Annotated in this window: 18 protein-coding genes; 8 read left to right on the top strand and 10 right to left on the bottom strand. The window is 46.1% G+C overall.

Going from position 1 to position 24,125, the window contains the following annotated elements; all coding sequences use genetic code 11:
- Positions 1-53: 53 nt before the first annotated feature.
- A complete protein-coding gene (locus tag EJ063_RS14305; protein ID WP_126575036.1) occupies positions 54-1,466 on the top strand; it encodes a phosphoglucomutase/phosphomannomutase family protein in 1,413 nt (470 codons plus the stop codon).
- 55 nt (positions 1,467-1,521) lie between these two features.
- On the opposite strand, the gene EJ063_RS14300 is transcribed toward EJ063_RS14305, so the two are convergent.
- The 10 genes from EJ063_RS14300 to hrpB all read right to left on the bottom strand — a co-directional run bounded on the left by EJ063_RS14300 (position 1,522) and on the right by hrpB (position 18,114).
- Complete coding sequence (locus EJ063_RS14300; protein WP_126575035.1) at positions 1,522-2,553, bottom strand: ABC transporter ATP-binding protein; 1,032 nt, start codon at positions 2,551-2,553, stop codon at positions 1,522-1,524.
- Positions 2,553-4,178: an ABC transporter permease gene (locus tag EJ063_RS14295; RefSeq protein ID WP_126575034.1), complete on the bottom strand. Its 1,626-nt coding sequence runs from the start codon at positions 4,176-4,178 to the stop codon at positions 2,553-2,555. The genes EJ063_RS14300 and EJ063_RS14295 overlap by 1 nt, the downstream gene beginning before the upstream one ends.
- A gap of 225 nt (positions 4,179-4,403) precedes the next feature.
- Complete coding sequence (locus tag EJ063_RS14290; protein ID WP_126575033.1) at positions 4,404-5,420, bottom strand: Fe(3+) ABC transporter substrate-binding protein; 1,017 nt, start codon at positions 5,418-5,420, stop codon at positions 4,404-4,406.
- A 143-nt stretch (positions 5,421-5,563) separates the two neighbouring features.
- Positions 5,564-6,793 carry an ammonium transporter gene (locus tag EJ063_RS14285; RefSeq protein ID WP_126575032.1) on the bottom strand — a complete coding sequence of 410 codons (1,230 nt, stop codon included), beginning with the start codon at positions 6,791-6,793 and terminating at the stop codon, positions 5,564-5,566.
- Positions 6,794-6,819: 26 nt separating this feature from the next.
- Entirely contained in the window at positions 6,820-7,158 is a 339-nt protein-coding gene (locus tag EJ063_RS14280; RefSeq protein ID WP_126575031.1) for a P-II family nitrogen regulator, read from the bottom strand.
- A 189-nt stretch (positions 7,159-7,347) separates the two neighbouring features.
- Complete coding sequence (locus EJ063_RS14275; RefSeq protein WP_126575030.1) at positions 7,348-7,719, bottom strand: YacL family protein; 372 nt, start codon at positions 7,717-7,719, stop codon at positions 7,348-7,350.
- A 299-nt stretch (positions 7,720-8,018) separates the two neighbouring features.
- Entirely contained in the window at positions 8,019-10,607 is a 2,589-nt protein-coding gene (gene acnB, locus EJ063_RS14270) for a bifunctional aconitate hydratase 2/2-methylisocitrate dehydratase (protein WP_126575029.1), read from the bottom strand.
- A gap of 301 nt (positions 10,608-10,908) precedes the next feature.
- Positions 10,909-13,161: a patatin-like phospholipase family protein gene (locus tag EJ063_RS14265; protein WP_126575117.1), complete on the bottom strand. Its 2,253-nt coding sequence runs from the start codon at positions 13,159-13,161 to the stop codon at positions 10,909-10,911.
- Positions 13,162-13,297: 136 nt separating this feature from the next.
- On the bottom strand, positions 13,298-15,664 hold the full coding sequence (mrcB, locus tag EJ063_RS14260) for a penicillin-binding protein 1B (RefSeq protein WP_126575028.1): 2,367 nt from the start codon (positions 15,662-15,664) through the stop codon (positions 13,298-13,300).
- Complete coding sequence (gene hrpB / locus EJ063_RS14255; protein WP_126575027.1) at positions 15,661-18,114, bottom strand: ATP-dependent helicase HrpB; 2,454 nt, start codon at positions 18,112-18,114, stop codon at positions 15,661-15,663. Before hrpB ends, mrcB begins: the two co-directional genes overlap by 4 nt.
- Positions 18,115-18,169: 55 nt before the next feature.
- Here hrpB and sfsA point away from each other — a divergent pair, with 55 nt between their 5' ends.
- The 7 genes from sfsA (at position 18,170) to panC (ending at position 24,089) form a co-directional block, all read left to right on the top strand.
- Positions 18,170-18,883, top strand: coding sequence for a DNA/RNA nuclease SfsA (gene sfsA / locus EJ063_RS14250; RefSeq protein ID WP_126575026.1), 714 nt, complete (start codon positions 18,170-18,172; stop codon positions 18,881-18,883).
- Positions 18,884-19,021: 138 nt separating this feature from the next.
- Positions 19,022-19,468: an RNA polymerase-binding protein DksA gene (dksA, locus tag EJ063_RS14245; protein WP_004410083.1), complete on the top strand. Its 447-nt coding sequence runs from the start codon at positions 19,022-19,024 to the stop codon at positions 19,466-19,468.
- Positions 19,469-19,538: 70 nt separating this feature from the next.
- On the top strand, positions 19,539-20,429 hold the full coding sequence (gluQRS, locus tag EJ063_RS14240) for a tRNA glutamyl-Q(34) synthetase GluQRS (protein WP_126575025.1): 891 nt from the start codon (positions 19,539-19,541) through the stop codon (positions 20,427-20,429).
- Positions 20,430-20,509: 80 nt separating this feature from the next.
- Complete coding sequence (gene pcnB / locus EJ063_RS14235; RefSeq protein WP_126575024.1) at positions 20,510-21,877, top strand: polynucleotide adenylyltransferase PcnB; 1,368 nt, start codon at positions 20,510-20,512, stop codon at positions 21,875-21,877.
- Positions 21,874-22,359 carry a 2-amino-4-hydroxy-6-hydroxymethyldihydropteridine diphosphokinase gene (gene folK / locus EJ063_RS14230; protein WP_126575023.1) on the top strand — a complete coding sequence of 162 codons (486 nt, stop codon included), beginning with the start codon at positions 21,874-21,876 and terminating at the stop codon, positions 22,357-22,359. Before pcnB ends, folK begins: the two co-directional genes overlap by 4 nt.
- Before the next feature lie 22 nt (positions 22,360-22,381).
- Positions 22,382-23,176 (top strand): 3-methyl-2-oxobutanoate hydroxymethyltransferase, encoded by a 795-nt coding sequence (panB, locus tag EJ063_RS14225; protein ID WP_126575022.1) that lies wholly within the window; start codon positions 22,382-22,384, stop codon positions 23,174-23,176.
- Positions 23,177-23,186: 10 nt separating this feature from the next.
- Positions 23,187-24,089 carry a pantoate--beta-alanine ligase gene (gene panC / locus EJ063_RS14220; protein WP_126575021.1) on the top strand — a complete coding sequence of 301 codons (903 nt, stop codon included), beginning with the start codon at positions 23,187-23,189 and terminating at the stop codon, positions 24,087-24,089.
- The last annotated feature ends 36 nt before the right edge of the window (positions 24,090-24,125 follow it).

The following is a 24,125-nucleotide window of genomic DNA, read 5'->3' as shown; positions in this document are numbered from 1 at the left end:
TGGTCAGCAGAGCCTCTTCACGGAGGCTCTTTGTTTAATTAAAGGATTAAACCATGATTAAGTTCGGAACAGGCGGCTGGCGCGCATTCATCGGCGAAGAGTTCACTAAAGACAATGTCCAACTCGTCGCCCAAGCACTGGCCAACATTATTAGCAACGAAAACGTGGCAGATAAAGGCTTCGTTGTCGGCTACGACCGTCGTTTTTTATCCGATAAAGCGGGCCGTTGGTTTACAGAAGTTCTCGCGGCAAATGCCATCAAAGTCAGCTTTATTGATAAGTTTGTCCCAACCCCTATCGTAATGTTCAAAGCCAAAGAGATGGGCTGCGCCTACTCAGCCTGTATCACCGCTTCGCACAACCCTGCCGACTACAATGGCATCAAGGTGTTTATTGAGGGTGGCCGTGACGCAGATGAGATCATCACTGAAAAAATTGAAACCCAAATCGCCCAACTCACACTTGAGAAAGTGCAAGCCGTAGACTTTGATCAAGCAGTTGAAGATAAGTTAGTCGATGTCATTAACCCAATGAACGAGTTTGTTGATTCGATCATTGACTTCATTGATATCGAGTCGATTAAAAAAGCTAACCTTCGTGTGCTTATCGACCCAATGTTTGGTGTGGCAAAAAATGCGCTACAAACCGTGTTGATCAATGGACGCTGTGATGTTGACGTGATCAATGATGGTAAGAACCCTGACTTTGGTGGTTTGATGCCATCACCAAGTGCCGCAACATTATATCGCCTGAAGCATCTTGTGGCAGCAGAAGGCTACGACATTGGTATTGGTACTGATGGCGACGCTGACCGTCTAGGGATCATCGATGAAAAAGGTAACTTCATTCACCCTAATGAAGTGCTAATGCTACTTTACTACTACCTACTTGAGTACAAAGGCTGGCAAGGTTCTGTGGTACGTAATATTGCCACTACACATATTCTCGACAAGATCGCTGAAGATCATGGCGAGAAATCTTTCGAGGTGCCGGTTGGCTTTAAGCACATCAGCTCGCAAATGGAAGCCGATGATTCACTGATTGGTGGTGAGAGTTCGGGTGGTTTAACCATTCGTGGTCACATCAAAGGTAAAGATGGCGTATTTGCCTCAAGCCTATTAATCGAGATGTTGTCTGTAACAGGTAAAAAACTGTCTGAACTGCTTGATGAAATCTACGGAAAGTACGGATACGCTTACACGGCAGAGGGCGATTGCACCTTCAAACCTGCGCAAAAGGAAGTGTTATACAATCGTATCTACGTTGAAAAACAGCTACCCGAATTTGCGTATGACATCGATAAAGTCAGCTATGAAGATGGAGCGAAAGTCTACTTCAAGAATGGCGGTTGGGTGATTGCTCGCTTCTCAGGCACGGAGCCACTGTTACGTATCTTTGCGGAAATGGCAGACAAAGAAACCGCAGAAACCGTGGTTCAGCAAGTCAAAGATTTTCTGCAGCTTTAACCACGTTCTATCACATAAAACAAAGCCCGACATCTCTGTCGGGCTTTTTGTTCGATTAGAAGGCGAGTACACCTTGGGTCTCAACCTTGACTGACACTTGCTGGCCAATCGAGAGAGGCTCAGAGGAGCTGGCTAATAGCTTACTGCCACTTGCTTCTATCACGTAACGGCAGTGATCACCCATGAACTGTTGCTCAAGCACCGTCACCGCACTCTCTTCCGCCGCCGCAATCTGAACATGCTGTGGACGCAGTAGTAACTCACATTGCTCACCAATCTGAATGTGCTGCTGAGCGGTCGCTTCGACTAAACCAAGCTCCGTTGCAAACTCAGATTCTGATGAGCGAGTCGCAGTGATGTAACTGCCTCCACCAAGGAAATCAGCCACGAACTTGCTGGATGGTTGATAATAGAGTTCACTTGCCGTGCCATATTGCTCAATAACACCATGATTCATCACCGCCATCTTATCAGCGAACGCAAATGCTTCTTCACGGCTGTGAGTCACGAAAATTGCCGTCACCCCTTGCTTCTTAAAGATCTTACGAATCTCGCCAATCAGCTCGTGGCGCACTTGAGTATCAATATTTGAGAACGGCTCATCAAGTAGCAATAAGTCCGGCTTATAAGCTAATGATCGAGCAATCGCAACACGTTGCTGCTGGCCGCCTGAAAGTTGATGAGGATAACGCTGCTCGTAACCCGATAGGTGAACAAGCTCGAGCATCTCGGCGACTTTCGCCTTCTTGTCTGAATCAGATAAATCACGCAGGCCAAAAGCGACGTTCTCTGCAACCGTCAAATGAGGGAATAGTGCATAATCCTGAAAGATCATTCCGATGTTACGCTGCTCTGGCGGTAACCAATTTGCCCCATCATCGATCAACATGCAGTTAAGGCTCATCGTGCCTGAACTTAGCGGTAATAGACCAGCTATCGCTTTCAATAATGTTGTCTTACCACAGCCACTCGCACCTAAAAGACAGACAATTTCACCTTGATCAACTTCAAGCGATAATGACTCTAGAACGGTCGTTTGTTCATCGTATTTACAAGTCAGGTTTTTAATCGATAATGCGCAACTCATTAGTGGGAATGCTCCAGTGAACGGTTAACGATAACTAATGGGACTAAGCCGACAAGAACCAATAATACCGCTGGCATAGCGGCCAGTTCTAAATGCTCGTCAGAGGCAAAGTTATAGACATACGTTGCTAAGGTTTCAAAGTTAAACGGGCGCAATAGCAGCGCCGCGTTCAGCTCTTTCATTGACTCAATAAAGACCAACAGACCCGCAATTAAGGCACCACGGCGAACGAGAGGAAAGTGCACACGCCAAAGCATGGTGTTTGCGTTACAACCCATAGTGCGAGAAGCCATATCAAGCGATGGGGAAACTTTACTCAAGCTGCTTTCAATGCTGCCAATGGCAACAGCTGAGAATCGCACAACCATCGCAAAAATAAGGGCAAACATAGAACCAGAGAAGATTAGACCCGGTCTGCCCCACTCCATGTACTTGGCGATGTCATTGACTAAATGATCCATAAACAACACAGGAACCATCACACCAATCGCTAACACGGTACCTGGAACTGCATACCCCATAGAGGATAAACGCATAAAGGCCAAGCTATTGCGCCCAGGGTTTACACGTTGGCAAAAGTTGACAATAAGCGCAACGCCGACACCAATCACTGCAGCGGTAAAGGAAACGTACAAGCTGTTTAAGGCGTACTCTCTAAACTCGGCCGTCCAACTTTGGGCAAAGTATTTGTATGCGTAAATAATGAGCTGGCCAAGCGGGAAGATAAAGGCAATACACACCAAGCCCCAACACCAAGTTAACGCTAGCCACTTCTTCCAACCTTTCAGCTGATAACGGAAATCTTCTCGGCTACTAAACTGGTTTTGAAATAACTTCTGTTTACGGCGACTGAATCGCTCAGCACTTAGTAGCAATATCACTACAACCAGCATAATCGCAGAAATTTTAGCGGCAGCGGTTAAGCTGGAATAACCTAGCCACGTATCGTAAACCGCAGTCGTGAGAGTATTCACCGCAAAGTAACTCACCGTACCAAAGTCCCCGATCGTTTCCATGGCAACCAGAGAGAGGCCAACAGCAATCGAAGGGCGCACCAAAGGCAGAGAAATTCGGCGGAAGCTCTCCCAAGGAGAACACTTTAACAGTCGGGCTGATTGCAGTAATGAAACGTTCTGTTCCATAAACGCCGCACGACATAAGAGATAAACGTAAGGATAGAGCACTAAGGAAAGAACGATGATCGCTCCTGACAGAGTACGAATATCGGGGAACCAATACTCTCCAGGGCCCCAACCGGTTAGATCACGTAATAGAATTTGAATTGGGCCTGCAAAATCAAACCAGTCCGTAAAAATGTAACCCACAATATAGCCTGGCATCGCGAGTGGTAACACTAAAGCCCACTGCAATATCCGTTCACTTGGCAGTCGGCACATCGCCATGAACCAAGCAGAAGGAATGCCTAATATAAGAGAGAGCACCATAGTACCTGCAACCAGCACCACGGTATTGAAGGCATAGGTAGGCATGACCGTAGACATCAAATGAGAAAAGAGCTCATTTGTTTCACCCACAGCCGTTGTGAATATTGCCAAGATCGGCAAAACCAGTAACAGAGCTAACGCTCCACTACTGGCCTTCCATACGTGATTTTTTTCTTTCATCGCCTAATTACAACGAGGCAGTATGAAACTTAAATGCGTTTGCAAATAAATATCATATCCCTTTAATAGTCTGAGGGTATTTATACCCATATACTCCTGCGACTGCAAGAAAGAGGCTTAATAAGCGTGCATCATGCGCACTAGAGTACAAATAACAAACAGCCCTGAGTAACGAAATGTTACTCAGGGCTGTTAATCTTAGGCTAACTAGCCACTACTAAACCATTATAGGTCGAATTTAACTTCATCTAGTAGTTTGATAGCTGCTTCGTGGTGGTCAGCGATCTCATCTAGAGAAATAGTGTCCGCTTTGAACTCACCCCAAGAAGCCACTAGCTCAGAAGGTTTAACGTCAGCTTTCACTGGGTATTCGTAGTTCACTTCAGCGTACATGCTTTGCGCTGTGCTGCCCGCTAGGAATTCCATTAGCTTAACCGCGTTCTCTTTGTTTGGAGAATGCTTAGCCATCGCCATACCAGAGATGTTTACGTGAGTACCCGTTGTCTCTTGGTTAGGGAAGTTGATGTAAACAGCGTCAGCCCAAGCTTTCTGCTCTTTATCGTTAACCATCTTACCTAGGTAGTAGCTGTTACCAAGAGAAACGTCACATAGACCTTCTTTGATCGCTTTAACTTGTGCACGGTCGTTACCTTGAGGCTTACGAGCCAAGTTAGCTTTAACGCCTTCTAGCCATTCTTTAGTCTCAGCTTCGCCTTTATGAGCGATCATAGAAGAGACTAGAGAAACGTTGTATGGGTGCTTACCGCTACGAGTACAAATTTTGCCTTTGAATTCTGGCTTAGCAAGATCTGCGTAAGTGAAGTCTTCACCTAGACGACCAACACGGTCACGTGAAGAGTAAACGCTACGAGTACGAGTTGTTAGAGCAAACCACTCATTGTCAGTGTCTTGGTACTGAGCAGGGATGTTCTTCTCAAGAACGTCACTTTCTACTGCTTGAACTAGATCTTGCTTAGTTAGTTCAGATAGACGGCTGATATCGACAGTTAGAATAACGTCTGCAGGGCTGTACTCACCTTCTTGAGCTAGCTTTTCTGCTAGACCTTTTTTTGCAAACTTAACGTTTACTTTAATGCCCGTTTCTTTAGTGAACTCGTTGAACATTGGCTCAACTAGGAAAGGTTGACGGTAAGAGTATACGTTCACTTCTTCTGCAGCGATTGCCGCTGTTGGTGCAATAGTTGCACACGCTAGTGCAGAAAGAGTTAGCAATTTTTTCATTGGTTCAGTCCTTTAACATCGTAATGATAACGTTTATCAGTTGCGTTATTATATTCATCATGATTTAGAAAACAATGACCAGAAACAAAAAAACCTGCTTCAATAAGCAGGTTTTTTCTTAATGATATGTAACTAGTTGTAACTTATTTTACCGTCACAAATTCAGGATAGGCACCAACACCACAGTCATGCATATCCATACCTTCTAGCTCTTCGTCTTCTGTTACTCGAATACCTACTGTTGCTTTTAAGATAGCCCAAACCACTAGACTTGCACCAAACACCCAACCAAAGATTACTGCTGCACCTAGAAGCTGTGCGCCAAATGTTGCGTCACCATTGCTTAGCGGCACAACCATCAGACCAAAGAAACCACACACACCGTGAACTGAGATAGCACCTACTGGATCGTCAATCTTAAGCTTGTCTAGACCGATGATGCTGAACACAACAATTGCACCAGACACGGCACCAATTGCTACTGCATAAAGCGGTGATGGTGATAGTGGATCCGCTGTAATAGCAACAAGACCAGCTAACGCACCATTTAGAATCATCGTTAGGTCAGCTTTGCCCCAAGTCGTCTTACAGACTAGAAGCGCTGCAATTGCGCCTGCTGCTGCGGCTGCATTTGTGTTTAAGAAGATTTGACCTACTGCTGTTGCATTCTCAAAGTCTGAAACCATCAGCTGAGAACCACCGTTGAAACCAAACCAACCAAACCAAAGGATAAATGTACCTAATGTTGCAAGTGGCATGTTTGAACCAGGAATTGGGTAAATTTCACCGTTCTTACCGTATTTACCTTTACGAGCACCCAGTAGAAGAACACCGGCTAACGCTGCTGCTGCACCCGCCATGTGAACGATACCTGAGCCAGCGAAATCACTGAAACCTGCTTGTGATAGGAAACCGCCGCCCCACGTCCAGTAACCTTCCATTGGGTAAATAAAGGCGGTTAGTACTACTGAGAAGATTAGGAATGACCAAAGTTTCATACGCTCAGCCACCGCACCAGATACAACAGACATTGCTGTTGCAACGAATACTACCTGGAAGAAGAAGTCTGATTCTAAAGAGTGATCCGCACCTTCACCTTGAGTACCAATCAAAGTACCGAATGATGGCAACCAACCGCCTTCGCCGTTGTCGACATACATAATGTTGTAACCAACCACTAAGAACGCTGTACAAGCAATCGCGTACAAGCAGATATTCTTAGTTAAAATTTCCGTTGTGTTCTTTGAACGAACAAGGCCGGCTTCTAACATGGCAAAGCCGGCTGCCATCCACATAACTAACGCACCTGAAATGAGAAAGAAAAAGGTGTCTAGGGCGTAGCGTAACTCGGTTACTGTTGTTGTTAATTCCATCTTATTGTCTCCAGTCCTTTGAATTCTTATAGCGCTTCAGCGTCCATTTCGTTAGTACGAATACGAACTGCTTGGGTCAGGTCATAAACGAAGATTTTTCCATCACCAATTTTTCCGGTGTGGGCTGCTTTCGTCACTGCCTCAATCACTCGGTCCACGTTGTCTTCTTGTGTTGCTATTTCTAGTTTTACTTTTGGCAAGAAATCAACTTGGTACTCTGCACCACGGTATAGCTCTGTGTGGCCCTTTTGGCGCCCAAAGCCTTTCACCTCTGATACCGTCATCCCTTCGATACCTACATCCGCTAAAGCTTCTCTTACATCATCCAATTTAAATGGTTTGATAATCGCATTAATCAGTTTCATCGCATCCTCTCTATAAACTGTCGTCCTTTTGTTTTCTATAATCCAAGGTGCGTGCCAACTTATTAAGTCACTGTTTTTATTGTAACTTTTTATCATTCACCCACTAAAACGCAAAAAGGGCGCACCATTTCGGTGCGCCCTTTTCCCAATCATAAAGCAAGGCACTAAAACCTCACCAATGCCGTGCATCTATCTAGTCGTTAGAAACTCTTTCCATTGTTCTAACATAATTTCGAAGTCTTCAAGACCACAACTTGCGGTACTTTCGCTGTCATAAAAATCGAATTCACTGTCCGCATCCATCTCATCACCATGGGCCAGAACGTTCTCTTGGACAATCACTTCATCGCCCTGAATATTTACGCTGATCTCTGTACCAAGCAGCAGATGTTCTTTTTGCGGTTCCAGTCGGGCTTGATCCGTTAACTGTTCAACTTGAGCAATCTTGTCCCAATCTTTGCCGATCTCTTCTTGCAGCCAGCGACCGACAATCTCATGGCCCATGCTCGATTTAACATAGTATTCGCCCATTAAAGTGTTTCTAATAAATTCGAATTCCATAAGACACCTCTAAACTTTATGGGCGGGAGTATACAAGGACTATAAGTGTGAGGCGAGGTATAGACGACAAAGTCCATTCTTATGATTGATAGCAACTCACTCTTGTAATCCTCAAGAATGAGAAACGAATGAGTTGGGGATCTTTTAAAACAACGACATACTTGAGGAGATTCCCTACACCTTCCTTCGTCAGTCTATGGAATGACAGGTTCAATCAATTTGGAAATTGGTAGCTTTATAAACAAAAAAAGCGCCTACCGAAGTAGACGCTCTATATCTCAATCAAATTTGACGAGGATTTATGCTGGCTCTTGGAAAATAACCGTATCTGCCTTCTCCGTGTACTGACCCATCTTATGGAAGTTCAGGTAACGGTAAGTATCAGCAGCTGTTGCATCAATCTTCTGAGCGTACTCTAGGTACTCTTCTTTCGTCGGAATACGACCTAGAATCGCACCTACTGCAGAAAGTTCTGCAGATGCTAAATAAACGTTGGCACCTGTACCTAAACGGTTCGGGAAGTTACGCGTTGATGTAGACATTACGGTTGCTTTGTCTGCTACGCGAGCCTGGTTACCCATACATAGAGAACAACCCGGTGTTTCAATACGAACCCCTGCACGGCCGAAGATACCGTAGTAACCTTCTTCCGTTAGCTGGTCTTTATCCATCTTCGTTGGTGGTGCTACCCATAGGCGAGTGCTTAGTGAGCCATTAAACTCTTCTAACATCTTACCAGCCGCACGGAAGTGACCAATGTTCGTCATACAAGAACCGATGAACACTTCTTGAATCTCTGTACCTTGAACTTCAGACAGTAGACGCGCATCATCTGGATCGTTTGGTGCACATAGAACTGGCTCTGTAATATCCGCTAGATCGATTTCAATGACATGTGCGTATTCTGCATCTGAGTCAGCAGAAAGCAGTTCAGGGTTAGCTAACCACTCTTCCATTGCCGTGATGCGACGCTCGATAGTACGAACATCACCGTAACCTTCTGCGATCATCCACTTAAGCATAGTGATGTTCGAGTTTAGGTACTCTTCGATCGACTCTTGAGAAAGTTTCACAGTACAACCTGCCGCTGAACGCTCAGCAGACGCATCAGAAAGCTCAAATGCTTGCTCTACAGATAGGTGCTCAACACCTTCAATTTCTAGTACGCGACCAGAGAATTCGTTGATCTTACCCGCTTTTTCAACAGTCAGCAGACCTTGCTTGATACCGTATAATGGAATCGCATGCACTAAGTCACGTAGCGTGATGCCTGGCTGCATTTCGCCTTTGAAGCGCACTAAGATCGACTCAGGCATATCAAGTGGCATAACACCTGTCGCTGCCGCGAATGCGACAAGACCAGAGCCCGCTGGGAACGAAATACCGAGAGGGAAACGAGTATGCGAGTCACCACCTGTACCGACAGTATCAGGAAGAAGCATACGGTTTAACCATGAGTGGATAACACCATCGCCTGGGCGTAGTGAAACGCCAGCACGGTTCATGATGAAATCAGGTAGCGTGTGGTGTGTGTTTACGTCAACTGGTTTCGGGTAAGCCGATGTGTGACAGAAAGACTGCATCACTAAGTCTGCTGAGAAGCCAAGACAGGCAAGGTCTTTTAGCTCATCACGCGTCATAGGGCCAGTAGTATCTTGAGAGCCTACTGTTGTCATCTTAGGCTCACAGTATTGACCAGCGCGAACGCCTTCTACGCCACATGCTTTACCAACCATCTTCTGAGCCAATGTGTAGCCTTTATCAGAAGCCGATGGATCAACCGGTTTCGCGAACAGGTCTGTTTCTTCAAGACCAAGAGCAGCACGAGCACGGCCTGTTAGACCACGACCGATGATCAGTGGAATACGACCACCAGCACGAACTTCATCCAGTAGAACTTTACTTAGCTCGAAGCTTGAGATATCTGCGCCATCTTTACGCACAACACCTTCATACGGGAAGATATCAATCACATCACCCATGTTCATGTCTTGAACGTTTAGCTCGATAGGTAGTGCACCTGAATCTTCCATTGTGTTGTAGAAGATTGGCGCAATTTTACCACCGAGACAGATACCGCCTGTGCGCTTGTTTGGTACGTATGGGATGTCTTCACCCATAAACCAAAGCACAGAGTTGGTTGCAGATTTACGAGAAGAACCAGTACCTACAACATCACCTACGTAAGCCAGTGGGATGCCGTCTTTTTGCAGTTCTTCAATTTGCTTGATAGGACCAACGTTACCTTGATCGTCTGGATTAATACCATCACGTTCCATTTTCAGCATTGCTTTTGCGTGTACTGGAATATCTGGACGAGACCAAGCGTCAGGTGCTGGTGATAAGTCATCGGTGTTGGTTTCACCGGTCACTTTGAATACTTTAACCGTGATTTTTTCGGCAACTTTGTCTTTCGAGGTAAACCACTCTGCATCAGCCCAAGATTGTAGAACTTGCTGCGCGTATGAGTTACCTGCTTTGGCTTTCTCTTCTACATCGTAGAAAGCGTCAAACATCAGTAGCGTATGAGACAGGGCTTTAACAGCGATCGGGGCTAGTGATGCGTCATCAAGTAGAGATATTAGCGATTCAATGTTGTAACCACCCTGCATAGTGCCAAGCAGCTCTGCCGCTTTCTCTTTGCTTACTAGCGGAGACTCTACTTCACCTTTAGTAATAGCCGTTAGGAAGCCAGCCTTAACATAAGCCGCTTCATCTACACCTGGTGGGATTCGGTTCTCTAGCAGGTCAAGAATAAACGCTTCTTCACCTTGAGGGGGATTTTTAAGAAGTTCAACTAGGCCAGCAACTTGCTCAGCATCTAGTGGTTTAGGAACAACTCCTTCAGCAGCACGCTCTTCGACGTGTTTACGGTAGGCTTCAAGCACGACTTTTTTCCTCTCATTGCGGTTCCTCCCTCTTATTGCTATTTATTCAAAGAATAAGGGAGTGAACATCCTTGGAAACTTGGCTCTCCTTGCCATATTTTTCATTCAATGCTGACTGAGAAACAGTGCCAGAGAGGCCAAACTGTGGGCGGTAGAATAGCAAATTTAACCTTAAATTAAAATCTCATCATTTTGACCAACATAGCAACTTAAGACTAAAGTTTTATGATTTTCGTTACTAAGTCAGGTCAATATCCCATTCGATGAGAATAGGATATAGGCGCTTTGTATCGCTTACAGGCTATTTAAACGTGGTGCCTATGATCAGATAGATAGAGTCATAGTTCTGCTCCGTCCGGCCATAGCCCAACATAATTGGACCAATGGGTGAGTCAACACCAGCAAAGAGTGAACCTGCTGTATAAAGTGGTGCGCTGTTAATGTCTAGGTCTTGGTCAGACCAAACCCCACCATATTCTAATGATGCCCCTACATAGAATGGTGAAGTGAACAATCCGAAGTCATTATCAAACCAGCGATAGCGGTAAACCAAACTACCAAAGACCTTATTTTCCCCAATCAAACTGTTTCTAGGGATACCGGATAAGTTAAGGAAACCACCGATTTCTTTGGGATCAATTGGCACTGATGAATTTTTGCTGGTCACAAAACCGAGCTCAGCATTTGCGACCAAAGTATGGCGAGAAAATGTATGGGCAGCGATCAACTTGGCACCAAATTCATAAGATGTATCTTCATCTCTTTGATCGTCGACAAACTGAGTATCCCCGACACTCTCATCGTGAGAGATCATATAATCTAAGTCGAGATAAATGCCTTTGGTGGGCAAACTGTAGTTATCCAAGGTATCAATACGATAGCTAGCAAAGGCTCCTAAACGCGTAAACGCGACATCACCATAGATAGGTAATGTCGATAGCTCACCGTCGCCGTCCACATAACGGGCGCCAACCATAAAACGGCGCCACAACGTATCTTGATAACCAATCGCCCATTCTGCAGCCCACTCAGTATAAGAAACCGGCAAATAGTTTTCCGTTGCGGCTAAAGAGGTATCATCAAATCCGGTTGCTGGTGCATTTCGTTTCTCATTGCTGTATGAAATGCCAAACGTAGTAAAGGTTTTTTGGCTGGACAAGAATGGCGAGTAGAACTCAGCTTCAATCAGCTTATCGGTACCAATTTCAAAGTTCGTTCTAAGTTCAGCACCGTGAGAGTTCAAGTTGGTAAAGTTAGCCGATGTGCCAATCGAATACTGACTGTCTGTAGAGAAATCATCTTCCAAGAAGAAACGGAAGTTAACGTAGTTCGGCCCCCAAGATTTCTCGTTCACATCAACAATCAGCTGATCTTTCCCATCGACTTCATCATAACGATACGTCACTAATTCGAAGCGATCCAAAGCATATAAATTCTGGATGCTCTGTTCCACTTCGGCCAATTTGTACTGCTCACCTTCATGAAGATCAAGACGTCTTTCAAGTAACTTTTCAGAATAGTGGGTGTGGTTATTAATCACGATTTCATCGACCGTGATGTTATCGCCATAGTGGAGCTGTCTGCGAGCATTCTGCTTGTCTTCAACGTAACGTTGATAGTCTGCCGAAGAGAGTGCGATTTTTGACAGTGCCTCTTTTTCGGCCATGGCCGACTCATAACCTTTTTCAAATGCTTCAGGCATTTTGTCGAACTCAGTGGTTTCCATTTCCCCAACTTCAGGCTTTAGGAAATAGTCATGTTCTGTCAGCGTTTCAGCTTGGCGATTGGTAGTACTGCGGACTAAGTAGTTTGAGAGTTGATCAGCCACAGAAAAAAGGTTGGTGAAGTCTTCTTCATCCTTGTAATCAGTACTGATGTCTACAGCAATAACGATATCTGCACCTAACTCACGCGCCACATCGACTGGCATGTTATTGGTCACGCCGCCATCAACCAGTAACTGACCATTTAGCTTGTAGGGTGGTAACGCCCCAGGAACTGACATACTGGCCATCATGGCATCCACGAGATAGCCATCACCGATAATCACTGGTTCAAGGTTTACGATGTCTGTCGCTACCGAACGGTAAGGAATCGCGAGATGATCAAAAGACTCAAAAGGGGGTAAGTTACCGGCCGTTTCTCGCAGTAATTTGAGCATGCCCTGACCTTGAACGATCCCTTTCGTTCCGCGAATTTCGCCCCAGCGCAAACCAAGATCCGTGGTTAGCTGATAGCGATCCTCATACTCTTTGTCTTGCACTTTTCGCTGACTGCGATCAACACGATCTCGGTAACCGCTATTCCAATCTACCGTATCAATATAGGCTTCAATCTCATCAGCACTCATACCGGTCGCATATAAGCCGCCGACAAAAGAGCCCATACTTGTGCCCGTAACGTAATCAACTGGAACTCGCATCTCTTCTAACGCTTTCAACACACCAATGTGAGCTGCACCTTTCGCCCCACCACCTGCAAGTACCAGGGCAATTTTAGGGCGTGGAGGTTGCTCTTCATTCACTGTCGTTGCGTTCACAGCAAATGATGCCATGGTGAAGAGGCCTAAAATGAGATAAGTCAGCTTTCTCACGGTGCGAGTTCCTTTCTAAAGTGATGACTACGTTTATACTGGGTGGTGAAATAACCGTAAAGCGTTAATTTCTCTTACCATTCCTAGCTTGTCGCTTCTACCAACTGAATAATTTCTTAATCCATTGCTTTGGTTGATTGTCACAATGACTCTTAAAGGTGCCTTGTGCATCCCAGACGGGCAACTTAAACCCGTTCTGACAATCAAGCTCCAAGCTCCCCTGCGCCGTTTTACTGAAGCCATAAGTGCCAATTTCTTGTGGCCAGGGTAAGGTTAGCTTCTGTGGAATTCGGTGATTCAGGTATTCAGCATAAACACGCAGAGCGCCACTTGAACCAGTTAACTTAGTCGGTTTGTTGTCATCTCGACCTAACCAAATCGTCGTCACTTCTCGGCCATCAACGCCGACAAACCAACTGTCACGTGTATCGTTACTGGTTCCGGTTTTACCAGCCAATGCCGCCCATGAAAACTGACTATTTAAGTAACGACCCGTACCTTCCAAGACACCACGCTTCATAGCATAAGTCGTGAGCCAAGCCGCCTGTTGGTCAACCGTTTGAGACGCGCTTGGTAAAGACTGAAACAGAATATTCCCCTCTAAATCAATCACTGAACGCAGCGCTGAGAGCTTGGCTTGTCGGCCTGAGTTGGTCAGCGTTTGGTACATTTGCGCTACCTGAAATGGCGTTAAGGTAAACGAACCTAAGAACATCGACGGCACAGGACGAATCTCATTTTCATCCACCCCCAGCTTCTCAAGCGTCTCAACCACTCTAGGAATCCCAACTTGCATGCCCAGTTCGACGGTCGGCACATTTAACGACTTGGCTAAAGCTGTATACAGTGGCACATCACCGCGGAACTTACGATCGTAGTTACGAGGCGACCACACATTGCCTTTGCTGCCTTTTAAGCTGATTGGCTTATCGTGCAGTGTCGTTGCTAGGTTATACTTTTCAGGCTGCTCAAGCGCTGCCAAATACACCGCAGGTTTCGCCAATGAACCGATTTGTCGGCTGGCATTCAGAGCACGGTTAAAACCGTCATAACCCGTTCGCTTACCGCCCACCATGGCGCGTATCTCACCGGTGTGGCGATCCACCGCCACCGCAGCACCCTCTAATGATTTACCAGCCACACTGGCGAGTTGAGGGATCTTTTTCGCTATCGCTTGCTCTAGCTTTTGTTGAGAAACCGGGTCGAGAGAAGTAAACACTCGTAAACCCACATCAGATTGGAAAGCGTCGCCCACTTTCTCTTTCAGTTCGATTTTCAACTGCTGAAAATAAGCCGGCTGACGACTGGCAATTCTAGGATTATCTTGAATATCTAATGGTCTGCTAGCGGCCATATCAAACTGAGCAGCCGTCAGTATGTCTTGCTGCATCATCAATCGCAGCACTAAGTCTCGACGTTTTTTAGCACGTTCTGGAAAACGCACCGGGTTGTAATAGGACGGGCCTTTCACCATACCCACTAACAGTGCCAACTGATCAATTCGCAGCTCTTGGATTGGCTGGCCAAAATAAAGACGTGAAGCCAAACCAAAACCATGAATCGCCTCACCGCCACTTTGACCAAGGTAAACCTCATTCAAGTAAGCTTCTAAAATACGGTCTTTGCTGTAACGATAATCCAATATCAAGGCAATATACGCCTCTCGCACCTTTCGCCATAAGGTTCGGTCACTCGACAAGAAGATGTTTTTAGCCAACTGCTGCGTTAAGGTACTGCCCCCTTGAACGGTTCGACCTGCTTTGACGTTCGCCACCATAGCACGAGCGATCGCTAGCGGAGAAACGCCGTCATGTTGATAGAAGTTTCTATCTTCAGTCACCAACAAGGCATCCACCATCACTTCTGGGAACTGATCACGACGCAGGAACAAACGTTGCTCATCATGATTCTTTTCAAGCATGCCGAGCATCTTTGGCTCAATGCGCAAGTAACCCATATCGCCTTTTCTTTCTAAAGATTGAATACGCGTCAGGCTATTAGAGTCAAAGTGAAGCATCACATGACGATCCGGTTCAGGCCCATCACTGAATTCGAAAGGACGACGGATCACTTCGATCTTGGTTGAAGACGAGGAATACTCCCCTGGGTAGCGCGGCTGACGAACTTTGCGGTAGTTCAAGACATCTAATTCATTACGCACTTCTTGAATGGTAATGTTATCGCTCGGCGCTAAATTGAGGATGCGCGCATAAACCACGGTAGGTAAATCAAACAGCTGCCCTTCAAAGCGCTGCTTCACCACTGTATCTAAGTAGATTCCAACAAACAGCAGCACTGCAAATACAGCCACACCGAGCTTCCAGCCAATACCCCATAGCATTTTAAGCCAACTCTTCTGCCCATCTTTTTTGTTGGCCGGTTTTCTGGGTTTTGATGCACGTTTGCGAGCCGGCTTCTTGGTTGTTGTCGACTTTGGTTTTGTCGTGGTGGTTTTCTTGGTCATGAGTTTAACTGTCGTTTTGTTTTTGTCGTAGCTACGTGGTTTGCAGGGTCATCTGGCCATACATGCTTAGGGTAGCGCCCTTTCATCTCTTTCTGGACTTCTTTGTAAGAACCTGACCAAAAACTGGCGAGATCACGCGTCACTTGCAATGGGCGTTGAGCAGGAGAAAGCAGCTCTAAAACGAGCGTCTTTCGTCCTTGTGCAATTTGAGGAGAGGATTGCTCGCCAAACACCTCTTGCATACGTACTGAAAGCACAGGGTCTTGTCCTTGTTGATAACGTATCGCTTTCTTGCTGCCGGTCGGAACCTGATAATGGGTCGGTAACCACTGATCAATTTCTTGATTGAGTGGCCAGCCTAGGTAAGCTAATAGTGCCGCATGCAAATCGACTTTAGCCAACGCTTTGACTGAGTTAACACCATTTAAGTAAGGCTCTAACCACTTATCCAAATGTGCAACTAACCCCGCTTCGCTTAAATCTGGCCACGACTGATCTGGTAACCACTCTTGCCCGCAACGCAAACGCTCTAGCAGCGCCTTACTCGCCTCTGACCAATTTAATACTGAAAGCCCTTTTCGTTGGATGAAATTAAGTAAAGCTTGCGTCATTTTTTCGCTAGAAGGCTCGGGCAACGCAACACGCTCGATGATTAAGCGCCCTAGCTTGAGCTGTTTTTCAGCCACTAGCTTGCCTCGTTTTTCATCCCAATCGACGCTTTCGATGCTTTCGAATAAAGCTGAATTGGTCTGCTGAAGCGAATAAATATCAAGCTCTACTGCGGAGAAGATCCTTGAGGAATCAGAGTGACTACGCATGAGATCCAGCACCACAATATAATCACTGCTGGCGAGGCGTTCGGTTTCTTGAACATCAGCGCCATGTCCATTTGCTAACACAAAGCGGCCAAGTTGATTCAGACGAGATTGACCAATTCGATCAGGAAACGCGATCGCTAATAAAGTGGCGACCTGAGATTCCTCAATATCACCCAAATCAAATCGGATACCTAGTCGAGCAGCTAACGCTTTAGCACGCTGCATCACAATGCGCTGTTTGGAATGTTTGCCAGATTTAAACCGATGGACACTATGGAGAAAATCGAGTGTATTGCGTTCAGGATCTTCCAGTAATGCCACAATGGCAACGGCTGTTTTGGTGTGATGCTGCGCTCCCGCTAACATGGCACTTGAGCGGGGATCTAATCCTAACTCCCCGGCCTTTTTGCCAGACTCCGTCAGCTGCCCTTTGTCATCAATCAGTCCAAGCTGCTGTAATAAGCTTTTTGCTTGACTAATGGCCGCAGAAGGAGGCACATCTAGCCAACTTAACTCGTTCGGATCCTGTGCGCCCCATTGGGCCAGTTCTAACACTAGATTAGATAAATCAGTGTGCACAATTTCAGGCTGCGGCACATAAGGTTGCTGAGCTAACTGGCTTTCACTGTACAGCCTGACACAAATACCAGATTCAATGCGCCCTGCGCGCCCTGCTCGCTGCTCTGCAGAAGATTGAGCTATACGAGTTTGTTCCAGTTTGGTCACGCCACTTTTCAGATCGAATTTAGCAACACGCTCTAAACCTGAATCGACCACTAAACGAATACCTTCAATGGTTAAGGAAGTTTCGGCAATATTGGTCGCTAACACGATTTTGCGTTTGCCATCACTAGCTGGTTGGATCGCAGCTTGTTGCTGAGCGAACTCAAGCTGGCCATACAATGGACAAATTTGCACATCGGAAGGTAAGGTTTGTAATCGCTCTTCAACACGCTTAATCGCCGCCACACCGGGAAGAAAGGCCAATAGCGAGCCTGATTCACTGTTGATCAAACTGACGATCTGTTTTGCCATCACATCTTCTAAACGATCATTTGCCTTCATAGGCGCATAACGATACTCGACAGGGTGACTTCGACCTTGAGACTCCACAAACTGAGCCTCTGGCAGCAGTTTGCCCAACGCGTTGTGATCCAACGTTGCTGACATGACCACCAGCTTAAGATCATCTCGCAACGCTTCTTGAATTTCTAAACAAAAAGCGAGAGCGGTATCGGCATGAATACTGCGTTCATGAAACTCGTCAAAGATGATCAAATCCACTCCTGACAATTCAGGATCAGACTGAATCATTCGAGTCAGAACTCCTTCCGTGACCACTTCGAGTTGAGTCTGTGGGCTGGTTTTATTTTCCCCACGTACTCGATAGCCAACTCGCTCACCGACGCTTTCCCCCAATTGACTTGCGAGATAACGAGCGATATTCCTCGCCGCTAAACGCCTTGGTTCAAGCATAATGATTTTGCCACTAACGACCTCCTCCAACAGCAATTGCAACGGGAAATAGGTCGACTTACCCGCACCGGGTGCCGCTTTAAGAATGAGCTGAGAATTGTCGCGAACACCAGAGAGCAGCTCTGGCATCACGCCTTGAATAGGCAATTGTGACAATGGGGAAACCTTGTGGTGTAATGAGTGCAACTATTGTACATAAAAACAGTGCCAAATGAAGTTTGAACCGCCATTAGAATCGGCAACCTTAATTAAACGCTACAAACGCTTCCTGACCGACATTACGTTACCCGATGGCAGCGAACGCACAATTCACTGTGCCAATACGGGCGCAATGACGGGCTGTGCTACACCAGGCAATAAGGTGTGGTATTCAACCTCAGACAATCCGAAACGAAAATACCCGAACAGCTGGGAATTAACCGAAACCGCGCAAGGGCATCAGATCTGTATCAATACCGCACGAGCCAACCAATTGGCCGTTGAGGCTATCGAGTCTGGGGTTATTAAAGAGCTGCAAGATTACGATCAACTTCAAACCGAAGTGAAATATGGTAAAGAAAATAGTCGGATTGATATCTTGCTCAACTCAGAAACTGAACCAAAATGCTATATAGAGGTAAAAAGCGTCACCTTATTGGATGAGGATAATCAGGGGCAAGGTTACTTCCCTGATGCAGTGACTACCCGAGGTCAAAAGCACCTCAGAGAGCTGACTGAAATGGCGCAAAATGGAAGCAGAGCGGTACTTTTATTCACTGTTTTACATTCAGGGATTGAAAAAGTTTCTCCGGCACTCCATATAGACGCCAAATATTCACAATTACTTAAATACGCTCAAGAGCAAGGAGTGGAAGTTCTGTGCTACAAAGCCGAGCTTTCAAATAATGAGATAAAGTTAACGGAAGCGATAGGTTTCAGTCATTAACGACTAAAAATGATGGCACCTTCACATTGACAATAACTTTACTCATCAGTATTTGCCTCCGATGACTCTTTTTGCTATAGATACCCGCCTTAAATTGACTGCGAGCGCAGTTGACTAGGTGTTAGTAGGAGATGCTGCATGCCAGAATCAAAGAAAAAAGCGCTAGGCATCCTAGCCATTGCAGGGGTTGAGCCATACCAAGAGAAAGCAGGTGAAGAGTACATGTCACCTGAGCAAATGGCTCATTTTACAAAAATTTTATCAGCTTGGCGCAACCAGCTCATGGAAGAAGTTGATCGCACTGTACACCATATGCAGGACGAAGCAGCAAACTTTCCTGATCCCGTTGACCGCGCTTCTCAAGAAGAAGAGTTCAGCTTAGAGCTACGTAACCGTGATCGCGAACGTCGCCTAATCAAGAAGATCGAGAAGACACTAAACAAAATCGAAGAAGACGATTTTGGCTTCTGTGAATCTTGTGGCGTTGAGATCGGTATTCGTCGTCTTGAAGCTCGCCCAACAGCAGACCTTTGTATTGACTGTAAAACACTTGCAGAAATCAAAGAAAAGCAGATGCAAGGCTAATTGACGCTTTGACTGACTATTGAAGGGAGCCTTGGCTCCCTTTTTGGTTTATTAGATTCAGAGTTCCACTATGAGTTATATTGGTCGTTTTGCTCCCTCGCCTTCTGGCCCTTTGCATTTTGGCTCTTTAATCGCTGCGTTAGGCAGTTACTTTCAAGCCAAATCTCAACGAGGTCAGTGGCTCGTTCGCATTGAGGATCTCGATCCGCCAAGAGAGATGCCCGGCGCAAGTAAACTTATCTTAGAGACCTTAGAAGCTTATCAACTTCATTGGGACGGTGAGGTTGTTTACCAAAGCGAGCGTCACGATCTCTATCAAGACCAAATCAATACGTGGCTACAATCGGGGCAAGCGTATTACTGCCAGTGTACCCGTAAGCAAATTAAAGCTGCTGGTGGTTTTTATATGGCGACATGTCGGGATTTAGCCCTGACGAATCATGATCAATGCTCGATTCGCTTACGTATGAACCATCCGATCTACCAATTTGAAGACAAGCGCCACCACGTATTAACGATTCCGACTCAATTGGCCGATGAGGACTTCATCATTAAGCGCCGAGACGGACTTTTTGCCTATAACCTTGCTGTCGTGTTAGATGATATCGACCAAGGGATTACAGAAGTCGTTCGAGGGGCCGATTTGATTGAACCAACAGGCCGACAAATCAGCCTGTATAAAATGCTTAATCAATCACCGGTAAGCTATCTTCATTTACCGTTAGCTTTGGACAAGAATGGCCAAAAGCTCTCGAAACAGAATCACGCAAAAGCCATTGATAATCGCAACCCTAAGCCCGCGCTTCTTGATGCAATGTCTTTCTTAGGGTTTGATATTAATGAAGAAATTAGAGCAGCAGCGATCGGTGAAATCATTCAGTGGGGAGTAGAAAAATGGCACTTAAGTCAACTTCCAGAATCGACTGAGATCACACCCATGTTCTCAAACCGCTCGGTGTAGGCTATTATTAGCCGCAAATTCGCCCCTATTGGGCCTAAATCTTTAACTCAAGCAAGGTTGGCTTGACCAATTATTGCCAGATGCACATGAACAAAAACGACAATACACCAAGCAAAACAGAAACATTCTCTGATATTGCTTTAAATATTATTACTCGCCAAGAACATAACATCTCGCGCAAACAGATCAGTGATAATGCATTGAAGGTGCTTTATCGCCTAAATGGTGCAGGCTTTGATGCGTACCTAGTCGGTGGTGGAGTCCGTGATTTATTACTAGGACAGCAACCTAAAGATTTTGATATTGCGACTAACGCAACGCCAGAGCAGATTAAAAACCTGTTCAGAAACTGTCGCCTGATTGGCCGCCGTTTCCGCCTTGCCCATATTATGTTTGGCCGCGATATTATTGAAGTCGCCACCTTCCGTGGACACCATCAAGAACCGAGTAAGAACGTTTCACAGCAATCCAAAGAAGGGATGCTACTGCGTGACAACGTTTACGGCACCATTGATGAAGATGCCGAGCGTCGAGATTTCACCATTAACGCGATGTACTACAACATCAGCGACTATTCGATTCACGACTACGCTGGCGGTAACGAAGATTTAAATGACAAACTGGTTCGCCTATTGGGTGATCCAGAAACACGTTACCGTGAAGATCCAGTTCGTATGCTTCGTGCCATTCGATTTGCAGTTAAACTCGATTTTGATATTGAAGAAGAAACCGCTGCGCCTATCGAAGAGATGGCCACGTTACTTCAAGATATTCCTGCCGCTCGTCTATATGAAGAATCTCTTAAGATGCTTCAATCTGGGTATGGTCTAGAAACGTACCACTTAATGCGTGAGTACAACCTATTCCAGCAGTTATTCCCGACTATTGCGGAATTCTTTACCGAAGATTACTCTTCGCCAACCGAGCAGATGTTGGACTTGGTGCTTGATTCAACCGATCAACGCATCGAAGAAGGTAAGCGTATCAACCCAGCCTTTATGTTTGCAGCAATGCTTTGGTACCCGCTGCAAGAGAAAGCTAAGCAGCTGATGGAAACACGTAAGCTTTCCTCTTATGACGCGATCATGGAAGCGAGCAACTACATCCTTGATGACCAAGTTCGCACCATTGCGATTCCTCGCCGTCATACTGCGACGATCCGTGAAATTTGGCAGTTGCAAACACGCCTGCCTCGCCGTAACGGTAAACGCGCCTTCCGCTTAATGGAACTGAACAAATTCCGTGCGGGTTTTGATTTCCTCGAAATGCGTGGCGAGATTGAACAAGGTGATGTTCAGCACCTAGCAAAATGGTGGGACACCTTCCAAAACGCCGGCCGTAATATGCGTCAAGCCATGGTCGCAGACCTAGATGACGCAGGCGAAGGACATCCTAAACAGCGCCGCCGTAAAAACTACCGTAAGAAAAAAACCAAGGCTTCATCATGATCACGGTATTTATCGCGGTTGGAAGTAATCTTGGCGATCCCGTAGCACAAGCAAAAGTCGCGATTGAAGCGGTAAAGCAGCTACCAAAAAGTCACATGGTGAACTGCTCTTCCCTATACAGCAGCACACCAATGGGACCACAGGATCAACCGGACTACATCAACGCGGTTGTCGAAGTAAACACAGAATTAACGCCGCTTGAACTGCTTGATTGCACTCAAACTATCGAGCTAGAGCAAGGGCGCGTCCGTAAAGAAGAACGTTGGGGCCCTCGAACTCTTGACCTCGACATTCTCCTTTATGGCAATGAGGTGATGGATTCCGAGCGTTTGACGGTTCCTCATTATGGAATGAAAGAGCGCGAGTTTGTGCTCTATCCGCTTGCAGAAATCGCACCAAATTTAACCCTCCCGTGTGGGACCAGACTGAACGACCTACTGAGTGTTGTTGATAAAAACGGTCTGCGCATTTGGCAATCATAGCCAACTCCTGTAAGGAACAATCATGAAGAAAATTTCCATCAATGATCTGATGAAATGGAAGCAAGAAGGCCGTAAGTTTGCGACTTCAACTGCTTATGACGCAAGCTTTGCTCAGCTTTTTGAAAGCCAAGAGATCCCCGTGCTTCTTGTGGGTGACTCTTTAGGTATGGTGCTGCAGGGTGAATCTTCAACTTTACCTGTCTCTGTTGAAGATATTGCCTATCATACGCGCTGTGTGCGCGCTGGTAGCCCGAATTGCCTATTAATGGCGGATATGCCCTTTATGAGCTTTGCAACGCCAGAGCAGGCTTGTGAGAGCGCCGCAACGCTTATGCGTGCTGGTGCGAACATGGTTAAAATTGAAGGTGGCGACTGGTTAGTTGATACCGTTAAAGTTCTTACAGAACGTGCAGTGCCAGTTTGTGCTCACTTAGGCTTAACGCCTCAGTCAGTAAACATCTTTGGTGGCTTTAAAGTTCAAGGCCGTGAACAAGACAAAGCCGATCGCATGGTTCGTGATGCACTCGCTTTGCAAGAAGCGGGCGCACAAATCATTCTCCTTGAATGTGTTCCTAAGGAATTAGCGGCTCGTATTACTGAAGTGTGTGACGTGCCTGTGATTGGTATTGGTGCAGGCAATGTGACTGATGGCCAAATTCTTGTAATGCACGATATGTTTGGAATTGCGGCGAACTACATGCCAAAATTCTCGAAAAACTTCCTTGCTGAGACTGGCGATATGCGTAAAGCGGTTGCAAAATACAAGCAAGACGTAGAAAGTGCAGCCTTCCCAGGTGAAGCACATACCATCGCGTAAGGATTCAATTATGCAAACTTTTGCTGACATTGCCGCTCTAAGAGAGCAGATCAAGCAGTACAAACGTGATGGCCGCAAAGTCGCCTTTGTTCCAACAATGGGCAACCTACACGAAGGCCATTTGACGCTCGTTCGTAAAGCTCGTAAGCACGCTGATATTGTTGTCGTTAGCATCTTTGTTAACCCAATGCAGTTCGACCGTGCTGATGACTTAAACAACTACCCTCGAACGCTGGAAGATGATCTCGCAAAGCTGACGACTGAAAACGTAGAACTTGTATTTACTCCGACACCAGAAATCATCTACCCAGACGGTGTCGAAGCGCAAAGCTCTGTTGACGTTCCTGGCTTATCGACCATTTTAGAAGGCGCATCTCGTCCAGGTCACTTCCGTGGTGTATCGACGGTGGTCACTAAACTTTTCAATATAGTTCAGCCTGACGTGGCGTGCTTTGGCGAAAAAGACTTCCAGCAACTGGCTGTCATTCGTAAGATGAGTGAAGACTTGGCGATGGATATCGAAATCATCGGCGTAGCAACAGTACGTGAGATGGATGGCCTAGCAATGAGCTCTCGCAATGGCTTGCTGACGATTGATGAGCGTCAACGTGCACCAGTATTAGCTCGTACCATGCGTTGGATCAGCAGCGCAATGCGCGGTGGCCGTAATGATTATGACTCTGTGATTGAAGATGCAAGCGATCAACTTCGTGCCGCAGGCCTTCAGCCGGACGAAATTTTTATTCGTGATGCTCGAACGCTACAAACAATCACAGAAGAGACCACTCAAGCGGTGATCTTGATGTCTGCGTTCTTAGGCAAAGCGCGCCTCATCGATAACCAAGTGGTTGAGATGGTGGTTGAGTCTAAGGAAGAAGAAGCTTCTGAACCTACACCGGAAAGTGCAGAATAATCAAATGGTGTAAAAAAGGTCGACTTCTGTGTCGAC

The organism is Vibrio aquaticus (assembly GCF_003970385.1).
GTDB lineage: Bacteria > Pseudomonadota > Gammaproteobacteria > Enterobacterales > Vibrionaceae > Vibrio > Vibrio aquaticus.
The sequence above is the reverse complement of the archived record's forward strand: the minus strand, read 5'-3'. Positions and strand labels throughout refer to the sequence as shown.

Excerpts from the sequence above, each read along its gene's own strand:
- sfsA (WP_126575026.1), top strand. The coding sequence starts at position 18,170 with ATGAAGTTTGAACCGCCATTAGAATCGGCAACCTTAATTAAACGCTAC.
- gluQRS (WP_126575025.1), top strand. The coding sequence starts at position 19,539 with ATGAGTTATATTGGTCGTTTTGCTCCCTCGCCTTCTGGCCCTTTGCAT.
- EJ063_RS14305 (WP_126575036.1), top strand. The coding sequence starts at position 54 with ATGATTAAGTTCGGAACAGGCGGCTGGCGCGCATTCATCGGCGAAGAG.
- EJ063_RS14275 (WP_126575030.1), bottom strand. The coding sequence starts at position 7,719 with ATGGAATTCGAATTTATTAGAAACACTTTAATGGGCGAATACTATGTT.
- EJ063_RS14300 (WP_126575035.1), bottom strand. The coding sequence starts at position 2,553 with ATGAGTTGCGCATTATCGATTAAAAACCTGACTTGTAAATACGATGAA.
- EJ063_RS14265 (WP_126575117.1), bottom strand. The coding sequence starts at position 13,161 with ATGGCATCATTTGCTGTGAACGCAACGACAGTGAATGAAGAGCAACCT.
- EJ063_RS14295 (WP_126575034.1), bottom strand. The coding sequence starts at position 4,178 with ATGAAAGAAAAAAATCACGTATGGAAGGCCAGTAGTGGAGCGTTAGCT.
- panC (WP_126575021.1), top strand. The coding sequence starts at position 23,187 with ATGCAAACTTTTGCTGACATTGCCGCTCTAAGAGAGCAGATCAAGCAG.
- panB (WP_126575022.1), top strand. The coding sequence starts at position 22,382 with ATGAAGAAAATTTCCATCAATGATCTGATGAAATGGAAGCAAGAAGGC.
- dksA (WP_004410083.1), top strand. The coding sequence starts at position 19,022 with ATGCCAGAATCAAAGAAAAAAGCGCTAGGCATCCTAGCCATTGCAGGG.
- mrcB (WP_126575028.1), bottom strand. The coding sequence starts at position 15,664 with ATGACCAAGAAAACCACCACGACAAAACCAAAGTCGACAACAACCAAG.
- folK (WP_126575023.1), top strand. The coding sequence starts at position 21,874 with ATGATCACGGTATTTATCGCGGTTGGAAGTAATCTTGGCGATCCCGTA.
- EJ063_RS14280 (WP_126575031.1), bottom strand. The coding sequence starts at position 7,158 with ATGAAACTGATTAATGCGATTATCAAACCATTTAAATTGGATGATGTA.
- EJ063_RS14285 (WP_126575032.1), bottom strand. The coding sequence starts at position 6,793 with ATGGAATTAACAACAACAGTAACCGAGTTACGCTACGCCCTAGACACC.
- pcnB (WP_126575024.1), top strand. The coding sequence starts at position 20,510 with ATGCACATGAACAAAAACGACAATACACCAAGCAAAACAGAAACATTC.
- EJ063_RS14290 (WP_126575033.1), bottom strand. The coding sequence starts at position 5,420 with ATGAAAAAATTGCTAACTCTTTCTGCACTAGCGTGTGCAACTATTGCA.